7 protein-coding genes and 1 pseudogene are annotated in these 13,531 nt (G+C 67.2%); 6 read left to right on the forward strand and 2 right to left on the reverse strand.

Annotated elements, in window-relative coordinates:
• Positions 1-11: 11 nt before the first annotated feature.
• Positions 12-824 carry an exodeoxyribonuclease III gene (gene xthA, locus ACGI6K_RS09215; RefSeq protein WP_376949524.1) on the reverse strand — a complete coding sequence of 271 codons (813 nt, stop codon included), beginning with the start codon at positions 822-824 and terminating at the stop codon, positions 12-14.
• Between the two features lie 135 nt (positions 825-959).
• Between xthA and ACGI6K_RS09220 the strand changes: the two genes are divergently transcribed.
• The 4 genes and pseudogenes from ACGI6K_RS09220 to ACGI6K_RS09235 form a co-directional block, all read left to right on the forward strand.
• On the forward strand, positions 960-1,553 hold the full coding sequence (locus ACGI6K_RS09220) for a GNAT family N-acetyltransferase (RefSeq protein WP_376949526.1): 594 nt from the start codon (positions 960-962) through the stop codon (positions 1,551-1,553).
• Positions 1,554-1,627: 74 nt separating this feature from the next.
• Positions 1,628-3,352, forward strand: coding sequence for an autotransporter assembly complex protein TamA (locus tag ACGI6K_RS09225; RefSeq protein WP_376949528.1), 1,725 nt, complete (start codon positions 1,628-1,630; stop codon positions 3,350-3,352).
• On the forward strand, positions 3,349-7,047 hold the full coding sequence (locus tag ACGI6K_RS09230; protein WP_376949530.1) for a translocation/assembly module TamB domain-containing protein: 3,699 nt from the start codon (positions 3,349-3,351) through the stop codon (positions 7,045-7,047). The genes ACGI6K_RS09225 and ACGI6K_RS09230 overlap by 4 nt, the downstream gene beginning before the upstream one ends.
• A pseudogene (locus tag ACGI6K_RS09235) lies at positions 7,008-7,871 on the forward strand (alanine/glycine:cation symporter family protein); the annotation flags it as partial. The gene ACGI6K_RS09230 and the pseudogene ACGI6K_RS09235, both read left to right, overlap by 40 nt.
• Positions 7,872-7,878: 7 nt before the next feature.
• Here ACGI6K_RS09235 and ACGI6K_RS09240 read toward each other — a convergent pair.
• Positions 7,879-8,766 (reverse strand): hypothetical protein, encoded by an 888-nt coding sequence (locus ACGI6K_RS09240; RefSeq protein ID WP_376949532.1) that lies wholly within the window; start codon positions 8,764-8,766, stop codon positions 7,879-7,881.
• A gap of 294 nt (positions 8,767-9,060) precedes the next feature.
• Between ACGI6K_RS09240 and ACGI6K_RS09245 the strand changes: the two genes are divergently transcribed.
• Positions 9,061-10,386: an MdtA/MuxA family multidrug efflux RND transporter periplasmic adaptor subunit gene (locus ACGI6K_RS09245; RefSeq protein WP_376949534.1), complete on the forward strand. Its 1,326-nt coding sequence runs from the start codon at positions 9,061-9,063 to the stop codon at positions 10,384-10,386.
• Positions 10,383-13,478, forward strand: a complete 3,096-nt coding sequence (locus ACGI6K_RS09250) for an MdtB/MuxB family multidrug efflux RND transporter permease subunit (RefSeq protein ID WP_376949536.1) — start codon at positions 10,383-10,385, stop codon at positions 13,476-13,478. Before ACGI6K_RS09245 ends, ACGI6K_RS09250 begins: the two co-directional genes overlap by 4 nt.
• Positions 13,479-13,531 lie beyond the last annotated feature (53 nt).

Below are 13,531 nucleotides of genomic sequence, written 5' to 3' on the forward strand. Positions count from 1 at the left end.
GTCCGCGCTTGTCAGTCGAGTTCCAGCCAGATCGGCGCGTGGTCGGAGGGCTTGTCCATGGCGCGTAGCTCGTAGTCCACGTCGGCCGCGCGTAGGCGCGGGCGCAGGGCGCGGGAAGTCAGGATCAGGTCGATGCGCAGGCCGCGCCGGGGATCGTCCTCAAAACCGCGGCTACGGTAGTCGAACCAACTGAAGCGGTCGCAGGTCTGCGGGTGCAGTTCGCGGAAGCTGTCCTGCAGGCCCCAATCCTTGAGCCGGGCCATCCATTCGCGTTCTTCCGGCAGGAAGCTGCATTTGCCGGTGCGCAGCCAGCGCCTAGCGTTCTCTGCGCCGATGCCGATGTCGCTGTCCTCAGGGGCGATGTTGAAATCGCCCATCAGCGCCAGGGGCTGGCCTGGATCGAAGCGGCTTTCCAACAGGGCCTGCAGGTCGGCATAAAAGCGCGTCTTGGCGGGAAACTTCAGCGGATGGGCGCGGCTTTCGCCCTGCGGGAAGTAGCCGTTCATCACGGTGACCGGCTGCCCGGCGGCGTCGGCGTAGACGCCCCAGATGAAGCGCTTCTGCGAGTCCTCGCCGTCGTCGGGAAAGCCCTTCTGCACTTCCAGCGGCGGCTGCCGGGAGAGTAGGGCGACCCCGTAGTGGCCCTTCTGCCCGTGGTAGTGCACGTGGTAGCCCAGTTCCCCGATCCGCTCGAACGGGAATTGCTCGTCGGCGACCTTGGTCTCCTGCAAGCCGATCACATCCGGCCGATGCTTGTCGATGAGCGCCGAGAGCTGATGCGGGCGGGCGCGCAGGCCGTTGATATTGAAGGAGACGATCTTCATGGGAGCTGCCGGTTCGAAGCGGGGGAGCCATGCTAGCCGATCGATGCCGCGGCAGGCCAGCCGCCTGGCGGCCAGCGGGGGCCGGTGCTAACGTGCTCGGAAGGGGAAACGAACCGCTGCCAGGAGGCCCTGCCCATGACCGCGTCTGCCGAAGTCCGCCTTATTGACGAGGGCTATCTGCGCGAGTCCTGCTCGCTGCTTTACCAGGCTCATCGTTATACGCCGACTTTCGCCTACCTTTTCGAGTCCGACCGCCCCGGCTACGAACAGCGGGTGCGGGCCGTCGTGCGCGAACTGCTCGGCGAGCGGCTGATCGGCGCGGCGCTGATCTCCCGGCCGCAACGCCGCCTGGAAATCACCGAAAGCTGGAGCTGGCGGATGCGCATGCTGCTCACCGCCGGCTTCCGTTGTACCCGGCGTTACTTGGATTATCACGAGGCGGTGATCGCCTGCCTGCCACCGGGTGCCTATCACATCCTGCCTTTGATCGGCGTGCGCCCGAAGTTCCAGGGCCGGCACTACGGCGAGCAATTGCTCGGGGTTTTGCACCGCTGGTGCGCCGTGGACAGCAACTCCCGCGGCATAGTGCTCGACACCGGCGACCCGCACCATCTGGATTTCCTGCATCGCCAGGGTTACCAGGAGGTCGGCCAGGTCGAGCTGGGCCCGGTGCGCGAGTACATCCTGATCCATCCCAATCCGCAGCCGCTGAGGGAAGCGGGCATCTGATCGTCATGCGCATCGTGTAAACCTTCGGTAGGCGTGGTCGGAGCATTCGAATAGTCGTGCTAGCATTCGCGGCCATGAGAGCTTCAATCCATACAGGGACGTTCCTGGGGCTTCTGTTCTGGGGCTCCGTGGTGTTCGCTCAGGATCGGCTGGAAGTGCGGGTCGAGCCGGCCAAAGCTAGCTTGAAAGAGAATATCGAGGGCTATATCGGCGACCTCGGCGAACGCGACGAACAAACCCTGCGCCGCCTCGCCCCGGCCCTTGAGGAACAGGCCCGCAGCGCTGCCGAGGCGCTGGGCTTCTACCATGCGAGGATTTCCAGCGAGGTTCGTCCCGGCGCTTCGCCGACCCTCGTTTTGCGAGTGGTTCCCGGCGAACCGGTGCGCCTGCGCCGCGTGGAGATCCGCATCGAGGGACCGGCGGCGCGGCTCGAAGCCTTCCGCGTGCCGCAAAGTTCCCGTTTAAGGCCCGGCGCCCAGCTCAACCATGGGCGCTACGAGAGCGCCAAAAGTAGCATCAAGAGCCAGGCGTCGCGCCTGGGGTTCTTTTCCGGGCACTTCACCCGCCAGCACCTGTTCATCGATCCGGCCGCCAATGTCGCCGATATCGAACTGGTCTATGCCAGCGGGCCGCGCTACCGGCTGGGAGAGGTGACCTTCCAGGGCGAGACGCCGTTCGACGAGGCGTTCATGCGGCGCGTGGTGCCTTTCCAGGCCGGTGACCCCTACGATTCCGGGCAGATCGCCAAACTGCAGGACAATCTCCAGACGCTCGGTTATTTCGAAGGTGTGCGGGTCGACGCCGATCCCGCCAGCATCAGCGGCGAGATGGTACCGGTGCTGGTCCATCTGCAGATGCGTAAGCCGCGCAGCTTCGGCATCGGCCTCGGCTTCTCCACCGACGTCGGCCCGCGCGGTCGGGCCAACTGGACGCGCCACTGGGCCAATCCCCAAGGGCACAGCTATGGCGTGGAAATGGAACTGTCGCAGCCGAAACAGAACATCGGTCTCTGGTACGACATCCCTCTCGATCCGCCGATGACCGACAAGCTGCGCTTCGTCGGCGGCTACCAGTACGAGGAACTGGCCGATACCGATACCCTCAGCCGTCTACTCAAGGTCGGCCCGGAGTGGCACCGGCGGCTGGACAATGACTGGCAGCAAATCTTCTCGCTGAAATGGCAGCGCGAAGAGTTCCGCTACGGCGACGACAGCGGCCTGAGCAATCTGCTATTGCCGGGCGTGGCCTATTCCTACCTGGAGAGCGACCATCCCCTCGACCCGAGCCGCGGCTACCGCCTGCAGGTGGAGATGGCCGCGGCCAGCGAAGCCCTGTTGTCGGACGCCAACCTGATCTACAGCTCGATCATGCTCAAGGGCCTGACCACTCTGGCGGGGCGGCACCGTCTGCTCGGTCGGCTGCAGTTCGGCGGCAACTTCACCGACGAATACACCACGGTGCCGCCGTCGCTGCGTTTCTTCGCCGGCGGCGATCAGAGCGTGCGTGGCTACGAGTATCAGACGCTGTCGCCGACCAACTCCGATGGCGATCACATCGGCGGTCGTTACATGATCGCCAGCAGCCTGGAATACCAGTACGAACTGCGCGACAAGTGGCGGGTCGCCACCTTCGTCGACCAGGGCAACGCCTTCAACTCCAAAAGTTCGCCGAGTCTCAAGACCAGTGCGGGCTTCGGCGTGCGCTGGGTATCGCCGGTCGGTCCGCTGCGGGTCGACCTGGCCCACGGAATCGACGACGGCAGCTTCCGTCTGCACTTCTCCATGGGGCCGGAACTATGAGAAGCCTGAGACTGGCACTGTACGGCCTGCTGACGGGACTGGCGCTGCTGCTGGCCACGCTGGCCCTGCTGCTCGGCACGGGCGTGGGCAGCCGCTGGCTGCTGGCGCGGGTGCCGGGACTGCAGGTGGAAGCGTTTTCCGGGCGTCTCGCCGGTACCTGGCGGGCTGAACGGCTGGATTGGCGCCAGGACGGGCGGAGCGTGGCACTGAGCGCTGTCGAATTCGTCTGGCGCCCGAGTTGCCTGCTGGGGCTGAGCCTGTGCGTGGACCGCCTGGCCGCCGGACAGGTGAGCCTGGAACTGCCGCCGGGCGAAGAGACGACGGAAGACGACGGACCGCTGCGGTTGCCGGAACTGAAGCTGCCGCTGCGGGTCCGCCTCGGCGAGGCGCGGGCCGGCCGGCTGCTGCTGAACGGCGGCGAACAGGCGCAAGACTTGCGGCTCGCCATGCAGTGGGACGCCGAGGGCATCCGCATCGATGCACTCGAGGCTCGCCGCGACGACCTGGGTGTGAACTTGCAGGGCCGCCTCGTCCCCACGGGTGCCTGGCTGCTGAGCGCCAGCGGCGACCTGCGCCTGCCGGCGCCGGAGGGCCAGTTCTGGACACTGGGCCTGCAAGTGGAGGGCGATCTGCAGGGCCGCTTGCATTTGCAGGCCGACAGCCAGGGTTATCTGTCCGGCCGGCTGAGCGGCGAGCTGCAACCACTCGCCGAGCGGCTCCCAGCCAGCCTGAAGCTGAGTGCCGAAGGTCTCCAAGCGATCGCCGGACTGCCGGACACCCTGCGCCTGGAACGGATCGAACTCGGTATCGATGGCGACCTGAGCGACGGCTACGTGATACAAGGCGATGCCAGCCTGCCGGGCGAGGGCGGCGCCGTGGCGCTGGCCCTGCGCGGCCGGGTGATGGCCGAGGAGGCGGAGCTTTCCAGGCTTCGCCTGGACGCCGGCGGCCAGCAACGCGTCGATTTGTCCGGCCGTCTGGCCTGGAGCCAGGGACTGGCCGGCGAGTTGCGCGTCGCCTGGCGGGATTTCCCCTGGCGGCGGCTCTACCCGGCCATCGAAGAGCCGGCGGTGAAGCTCAAACGCTTCGATGGCGAACTGTCCTACCGGGACGGTGGCTATCTCGGCAATTTCGCGGCCAACCTCGAAGGGCCGGCCGGTCCCTTCAGCCTGGCCAGTCCGCTGAGCGGCGATCTCGCTCAACTGTATCTGCCGCAGCTCAAGCTGGTCGCCGGCCAGGGCCGGGCGGAGGGCTCGCTCGGCCTGGGTTTCGCCGACGGCATCGACTGGAACGCCGATCTGCGCCTGAGCGAATTCGATCCCGCCTACTGGCTGGCCGAGCTGAACGGCCGTCTCGGCGGGCCGCTGAAGAGCCGGGGCCGGTTCCGCGACGGCCGCCTGCAACTGGACGCCAGTATCGATCTTTCCGGGCAGTTGCGCGGCCAGCGGACGCGCTTGCTGCTCGAGGCGAGGGGCGAGGACGCCGCTTGGGAGCTGGCCAGGCTCGACCTGGCGCTCGGCGCCAACCGCATCCAGGGCAACGGACGGCTCGACGAGCGCCTGCGCGGTCGTCTGGAACTGGCAATGCCGCAACTGGGCCAGCTCTGGCCAGGCCTGCAAGGCAGCGCCGAGGGACGCCTCGAACTCGCCGGCACGCTGGCGGCGCCGCAGGGGCGGCTCGACCTGAACGGCCGTCGACTGGGTTTGGGCGAGCAGCGTCTGGACAGCCTGGCCCTGGCCGGCAACCTCGACGCCGCCCAGCGCGGTCGCCTGACGCTGGATGTCAACGGCATTCGCCTCGGCGCCACCTCGCTGGGCCGGTTGCAGGCGCAGGGGCAGGGCGATCGGCGCACGCAAAGCTTGAGCCTCGATCTCTCCGGTCCCCAACTGGAGCTGGCGTTGGCCCTCGACGGTCGCCTGGAGGAACTGGCCAAGGGCTGGAACTGGCGCGGCCAGCTAAGCCGCGGCCAGTTGCGCAGCGGCGCCCAAGACTGGCGCCTGCAGGCGCCGGCGCGTCTTGAACGCCTGGCCGACGGCCGGCTGAACTTCGGCGCGCATTGCTGGCGTTCCGGTCCGGCGAGTCTTTGCGGCGAGGAGCAGCGCCTGCTGCCGGAGCCCCGGCTGAACTACCGGCTGCGCGACTTCCCCCTGGACAGCTTGGCCGCCTTCCTGCCTGAGAATTTCGCCTGGCAGGGCCAGTTGAACGGCGAACTGCAGCTCGACATGCCAGCCGCCGGGCCGCGCGGACAGGTCCGCCTGGACGCCGGCAACGGTGTGCTGCGCCTGCGCAAGCAAGGCCGCTGGCAGGACCTCCCTTATCGCGAACTGGTCCTCGACAGTCGCCTGCAGCCACGGCGCGTCGATGTCCGCCTGGCCTTCGCCGGACCGCAACTGGGCGAACTGGAGGTTCGCACGCAGATCGACCCACGCGGCAAGGACAAGCCGATATCCGGCCAGTTCGCCCTGCGTGGGCTGAAGCTTGGGGTACTGCAGCCTTTCGCCGACCCGGTCGAGGAGCTGGAAGGCACGCTGGACGGCAGCGGTACGCTGCGCGGCAGCCTGCTGCAGCCGCAGGTCGACGGCCGTCTGGAGCTGCGCGGCGGACTGGTCGCCGGCAGCGGATTGCCGATCCGCATCGAGAATCTCGCGCTGCAGGCGCAGATCGCCGGCGACAGTCTGCGCCTGAACGGCGGCTGGCGCAGCGGCGAGCAGGGGCGCGGCAGTCTCGACGGCACGCTCGACTGGGGCCGGGCGCTGGAGCTGGATTTGCGCATCCGCGGCAATCGCCTACCGGTGAGCGTGCAACCCTATGCCGAACTGGAGGTGGAGCCGGACCTACAGGTGCGCCTGGCCGGCGCCGCGGACGAGCGGCAACTGGCCTTGAGCGGCGCGCTGGGTGTGCCGCGCGGGGCGATCACCCTGCGCGAACTGCCGGCTTCCACCGTCCGGGTTTCCGGAGACGCGGTGGTGGCCGGTCGCGAGATCAAGCCGCGCCAGCAACTGGCCATGCACATGGATGTCCAGGTCGAGGTCGGTCGGGATAAGCTGACCTTCAGCGGTTTTGGCCTGAGCGCCGACCTGGCCGGACACCTGCACATCGGCGACAACCTCGATACCCGCGGCGAGCTGAGCCTAAACAACGGCCGCTACCGTGCCTACGGCCAGCGCCTGGATATCCGCCGGGCGCGCCTGCTGTTCATCGGTCCGATCGACCAGCCCTACCTGGACATCGAGGCAATCCGCAAGGTCGACGACGTGGTGGCCGGTCTGCGGGTCGGCGGCAACGTTCTGGAGCCGCGCACCGATGTGTTCAGCGAGCCGGCGATGGGTCAGGAGCAGGCTCTCTCCTATCTACTGCTGGGCCGTGCGCCGGGCGGCAGCGACAGTGGCGACAGCAATCTGCTGGCCAGCGCCGCGCTCGGTCTCGGTCTGGCCGGCAGCTCTTCGCTCACCGGTGGCCTGGCGGAAAGTCTCGGTATCGAGCAGTTCGAGCTGGGCACCCAGGGCAGCGGCACGGACACCAGCGTGGTGGCCAGCGGCAAGCTGTCCGATCGGCTGAGCCTGATCTACGGGGTCGGCGTGTTCGAGCCGATGAACAGCATCGCCCTGCGCTATCAATTGACCCGCCGCCTGTATCTGGAAGCGGCCAGCGGCCTGGCCAGCTCGCTGGACATCTTCTACAAGCGGGACTTCTGATCAACAGCATGGCCCACGCCTTGGAGGACAGCTTCGGCGTGCCGATGTGGAGCACCGGCCTGGCGACGTCACCGCGTTGGTGATCCTCGGCGGCATCAGGCGCGTCGGCAAGGTGACCGAGGCCCTGGTGCCCTTCATGTGCCTGGCCTACGTGATCGCCGCCCTGGTGGTGCTGGTGGCGAACGCCGAGGCGATCGGCCACCTTCGCTTTGATCTTCGAGCATGCCTTCAGCCTGTCGGCGGCCAGCGGCGGTTTCGCCGGCGCGGCGGTGATGGCGGTGATCCGCTACGGCGTGGCCCGCGGCATCTTCTCCAACGAGGCCGGGCTGGGTGCCGCCGGAATCGCCCAGGCCGCCGGCACCACCACCAGTTCGGTGCGCTCGGGGCTGATCGGCATGCTCGGCACTTTCATCGACACCATCGTGGTCTGCAGCATGACTGGCTTGGCGATCCTCGGCTCCGGTGTCTGGACCGGCGGCAAGAGCGGTGCCGCGCTCTTTGCGGAGGCCTTCGAGTCGGCGATGCCGGGCTTCGACGCGGCACTGCTCAGTCTGGCCCCGGTGGTTTTCGCCTACACCACGGTGCTCGGTTGGAGTTTCTACGGCGAGAAATGCTGGGAGTTCCTCTGCGGCACCCGGGCGATCCTGCCGTTCCGGGTGGTCTGGGTCGCAGCGATTCCCTTCGGTGCCATCGCCCAGCTAAATCTCGCCTGGCTGGTGGCCGACATCCTCAACGGCCCGATGGCGATCCCCAACCTGATCGCGTTGCTGCTGTTGAGTCCGGTGGTGCTCGGACTGACCCGGAAATATTTCGCCGGGCGATGAGCCGGTGTCACTCGCTGCGGCGAATCTCCAGAATGCGGTCGCGTCCGCCTTCCGCCAGGAGATAGGTGTCCGTACCGGTCGGCAGGAGGACCTGGGGAGCCCGCAGGTGGGTGAGCACGGTTTCCAGCCGGCCTTGCGGATTCAGCAGCAGCAGTCGAGCCCGGTGGGTGGCGTCCTCGCTGATCCAGAGTCCGTGTGCGTCGCATTTCAGGAAGCTGGGTTCGTTCAGCCGTTCGAGATGGATGGGGTCGGTGCCGTCGTCGGAAAGTCGTCTGACGATTCCCTTGGCCTTTTCCGTATAGAACTTGCTGCCGTCTGGACAGGTGGCGATGGATTCGGCCTCTTCGAGGTCGCTGCGCAGGACCTTGGTTTCCCCTGTGCTTGCGTCGTATCGAAGGAGCCGGCCATCTTGTTTGCGGTCTTCGATGGCGTACAGGTATTGACCGTCGGCTTCGAGTCCCTGCACGTTGGTACCCTCGAACAGGGTATGGACCCGGCCCTGGAACAGCCAGTTGACCGGATGGGTCCCGCCTTCCTGGCTGTAGGCGATTCCTCCCTGGAAATGCACCAGCCCGTCGGGTTTGTGCAGGCCGGAAACCAGCACCTCGCGTTTGCCCGCGACGTCGATCTTCAGGATTCTGCCTTGCCCGTCCTTGAGTTCCTCGGCCGCCAGCAGATTGCCTTGCCCGTCCCGGAGCAGGGCGCTGGCTCGGGTAACTTGCGAGTGGGCGATTTCGTATTCCCAGCGGGCGGCCGCATTGACCGGATAGAAATGCTGCCAGGCCATGAAGCCGAGCAGTACGAGCGGGAGTGTCGGGATCGCCGCCAGAAGTAACTTGGCGGGTCGCGTCAGGCGGGTTCCGCACCTGGGTATCACGAGGAAACGATTGGGCATGAATGTCAGTTCTGTGTATGGGGCGAAGCGCTCGTTCGAGGGCATCCTATCCGGCGACGGCAGGGGGCGATATCGGACGGGTTTTCGGCAATTGTGTCATTTTGCTTCCTCGCGGGCGAACGGATGCGCCGCGCGGCGCGGGGGCAGGCGCCATGCGAGCCTGCGACCTTCTGTCTCAAGCCGGTTGCCGCCATCGGAGGAGGACGCGAAACAATGTAAAAGAGCCGTAAAAACCCTTTGCTTGACCGGGGTGACTACTTATCGTTCAGCCTCCCTTGATAGTGGTTGTCCGTCATGTCCGAGCCGAACCTGAATCCTTCTTCTCCCGCTCCTCGCCGCCGCTGGTTGTTCTGGACGCTGGCGTTGCTCGCCGTCGGCGCCTCCGTCGCCTGGTGGCAGTGGCCGGCCTTGTCCGCGCTCTGGACCCAGTCCTCTCCGGCGGCGGGCAGGCCCGGGGCGGGGGCTCCGGCGATGGGACGCAGGCCTGGCGGGCCGGGAGCTCCCGGCGGTCCGGCCGGCGCCGGCGGCTCCTTTGGCGGGCCGGTGCCGGTGCGCGTCGGCGAGGTGCGCCTGGGCGACTTCCCGGTCGACCTCAAGGCGCTCGGCACGGTCACCGCCTACAACACGGTGAACGTGCGTTCGCGGGTCGACGGCGAACTGATCAAGGTGCTGTTCCGCGAAGGCCAGCAGGTCAAGGCCGGCGACCTGTTGGCGGTGATCGACCCACGTCTCTACCAGGCGGCGCTGAAGCAGGCCGAAGGCACCCTGCAGCAGAACCGCGCGCAACTGCGCAACGCCGAGATCGATCTGGTCCGCTACAAGACCCTGTATGCCGAGGACTCCGTCGCCAAGCAGACTCTCGATACCCAGGAAGCGCTGGTCGCCCAGTACCAGGGCACGGTCCGTTCCAACCTGGCGGCGGTCGAGGAGGCCAAGGTCAACCTCGAGTACACCCAGGTGCGCGCGCCCATCGCCGGGCGTCTTGGCCTGCGCCAGGTGGACGTCGGCAATCTGGTCAGCAGCGGCGACACCACGCCGCTGGTGACCATCACCCAGACCTTGCCGATCTCGGTCAGCTTCACTTTGCCCGAGGGCGAGCTGCCGCAGGTCCTCGAGCAGGTGCAGGCCGACCAGCACCTGGCCGTGGAGGCCTGGGACCGCAGCGAGCGCAACCGCCTGGCGGTGGGCGAACTGGAAAGCCTGGACAACCAGATCGATCTGACCACCGGCACCGTGCGCCTCAAGGCGCGCTTCGAGAACGCCGAGCAGCGCCTGTTTCCCAACCAGTTCGTCAACGTCCGGCTGCGCGTGACCACCCGCGAGCAGTCCACGCTGGTGCCGGCGGCGGCGCTGCAGTTCGGCTCCAAGGGCACCTTCGTCTACGTGGTCGGCGACGACAGCAAGGTACAGTTGCGCTACGTGACGGCCGGACCCGGCGACGGCACCACGACGTTGATCGAGCAGGGCCTGGACGCCGGCGAGCGGCTGGTGCTAGAGGGCACCGATCGCCTGCGCGACGGCGCCAGGGTCGAAGTGATCGACGACAGCCGCCCGGCCGTCGGCGAGGCGTCCGGGGCCGCGCCGGCCGGCCGGCGCCAGACAGCGAAGCCCGACGCATGAACATCTCGCGCCCTTTCATTCTCCGCCCGGTCGCCACGACGCTGATCATGGTGGCGATCTTCCTCTGCGGGCTGATCGCCTACCGCCTGTTGCCGGTTTCCGCGCTGCCCGAGGTGGATTATCCGACCATCCGCGTGCTGACGCTCTATCCCGGCGCCAGTCCGGAAGTGATGACCAGCGCGGTGACCGCCCCGCTGGAGCGCCAGTTCGGCCAGATGCCGGGCCTGAAGCAGATGACCTCGACCAGTTCCGGCGGCGCCTCGGTGATCACCTTGCGCTTCAGCCTGGACATGGACTTGGACGTCGCCGAGCAGTCGGTGCAGGCGGCGATCAACGCGGCCAGCAACCTGTTGCCCGACGACCTGCCGACGCCGCCGGTATACAACAAGGTCAACCCGGCCGACACACCGGTGATGACCCTAGCGGTCACCTCGGCGACCATGCCGCTGCCGGAGATCAATGATCTGGTCGACACTCGTATGGCGCAGAAGCTGGCGCAGATCAGCGGGGTCGGCATGGTCAGCTTGGCCGGCGGCCAGCGCCCGGCGGTGCGCATCAAGGTCGATCCGCAGGCGCTGGCCAACTACGGGCTGAACCTGTCCGACGTGCGCTCGTTGATCACCGCCTCCAACGTCAACCAGCCCAAGGGTAACTTCGACGGTCCGACCCGGGTGTCCCAGCTCGACGCCAACGACCAGCTCAAGTCCGCCGACGAATACCGCAACCTGATCCTCGCCTACCTGAACGGTGCCACCCTGCGTTTGAAGGACGTGGCGCAGATCGCCGACGGCGCCGAGAACGAGCGCCTGGCCGCTTGGGCCAACCACAGCGCGGCAGTGCTGGTGAACATCCAGCGCCAGCCGGGGGCTAACGTCATCGAAGTGGTCGAGCGCGTCCAGGCGCTGCTGCCGCAGATCACCGCGACCCTGCCGGCCAGCCTCGAAGTGATTCCCCTCACCGACCGCACCCAGACCATCCGCGCCGCGGTGCGCGACGTGCAGTTCGAGCTGGTGCTGGCGGTGGGGCTGGTGGTGCTGGTGACCTTCGTCTTCCTGCGCCGGCTGTCGGCCACGGTGATCCCCTCGATCGCCGTCCCCTTGTCCTTGATCGGCACCTTCGGGGTCATGTACCTGGCCGGCTTCTCGATCAACAACCTGACGCTGATGGCGCTGACCGTGGCCGCCGGTTTCGTGGTGGACGACGCCATCGTCATGCTGGAGAACATCGCCCGCCACCTGGAAGAAGGCGCGACGCCGCTGGAGGCCGCGCTCAAGGGCGCGCAGCAGATCGGCTTCACGCTGATCTCGCTGACCTTTTCGCTGATCGCCGTGCTGATCCCGTTGTTGTTCATGGCCGATGTGGTCGGCCGGCTGTTCCGCGAATTCGCCATCACCCTCTCGGTGTCGATCCTGATTTCCCTGCTGGTCTCGCTGACCCTGACACCGATGATGTGCGCGTTGTTCCTCAAGCAGGAAGGGCCGCCGGAGCGTCAGGGCCGTTTCTACCGGGCCAGCGGTGTCTGGATCGAGGTTTTGATCGCCCGCTACGACGCCGCCCTGCATTGGGTACTGCGCCACCAGGCGCTGACCCTGCTGATCGCCGTGGCCACCCTCGGCCTCACCGTGGTGCTCTACCTGGCGGTGCCCAAGGGCTTCTTCCCGGTCCAGGACACCGGGGTGATCCAGGGCATTTCCGAGGCGCCGCAGAGCATTTCCTTCCGCGCCATGAGCGAACGCCAACAGCGCCTGGCCGAGGTCATCCTGCAGGACCCGGCGGTGGCCAGCCTGTCTTCCTACATCGGCGTGGACGGTGACAACGTCACCCTGAACAGCGGGCGCCTGCTGATCAACCTCAAGCCGCATGCCGAGCGCGAGGTCACCGCCAGCCAGGTGATAGAGCGGCTGCGCCCGCGACTGGCCGCGGTGCCGGACATCCAACTATTCCTCCAGCCGGTGCAGGATCTGACCATCGAGGACCGGATCAGTCGCACCCAGTTCCAGTTCAGCCTGGAGTCGCCGGACGGCGCCTTGCTGGAGGAGTGGACGCCGAAGCTGGTCGAGGCGCTGAGCACGCTGCCGGAACTGACCGACGTGGCCAGCGATCTGCAGGGCCGCAGCCTGCAGGTCTATCTGAGCATCGACCGCGACACCGCCTCGCGCCTCGGCGTGACCGTCGCCGACATCGACGATGCGCTCTACGACGCCTTCGGCCAGCGACAGATCTCCACTATCTATACCCAGGCCAGCCAGTACCGGGTGGTGCTGGAGAGCCGGGCCGCCGATACCCTCGGTCCGGCGGCGCTGGACGAGGTGCACGTGGCCAGCGCCGAAGGCGGCCAGGTACGCCTGTCGTCCCTGGCGCGCATCGAGGAGCGGGCGGCGTCGCTGCTGATCAACCACATCGGCCAGTTCCCAGCGGTGACCCTGTCGTTCAACCTGGCGCCGGGCGTCTCCCTCGGCCAGGCGGTGGCGGCGATCGAGCGGGTGCAGCAGGAGATCGGCCTGCCGGGCGGCATCGAGAGCCGCTTCCAGGGCGCCGCCGAGGCCTTCCGAGCCTCGCTGTCGAGCACCCTGCTGCTGATCCTCGCCGCGGTGGTCACCATGTACATCGTGCTCGGCGTGCTCTACGAGAGCTACATCCACCCGATCACCATCCTTTCCACGTTGCCCTCGGCCGCGGTGGGTGCCCTGCTGGCACTGCTGTTTTCTGGCAACGACCTGGGGCTGATCGCGATCATCGGCATCATCCTCCTGATCGGTATCGTCAAGAAGAACGCGATCATGATGATCGACTTCGCGCTGGAGGCCGAGCGTCACCAAGGGATGGACCCGCAGGCGGCGATCCATCGCGCGGCATTGCTGCGTTTCCGGCCGATCCTGATGACCACCCTGGCCGCGCTGTTCGGCGCCATTCCGCTGATGTTCGCCTCGGGCTCGGGCGCCGAGCTGCGCCAGCCGCTGGGGCTGGTGCTGGTCGGCGGCCTGCTGCTCAGCCAGTTCCTGACGCTGTTCACCACGCCGGTGATCTACCTCGCCTTCGACCGCCTGTCGCGGCGCTTCGCGGGCCGCGGCGCGGCGGGGGTAGCGGCATGAGAGTCGAGCCGTTTCATGCGGGAGCTGATTCGTCCGCGCTTCCCGTTGCGCCT

The sequence above is a fragment of the Azorhizophilus paspali genome, assembly GCF_043587585.2.
Classification (GTDB): domain Bacteria; phylum Pseudomonadota; class Gammaproteobacteria; order Pseudomonadales; family Pseudomonadaceae; genus Azotobacter; species Azotobacter paspali.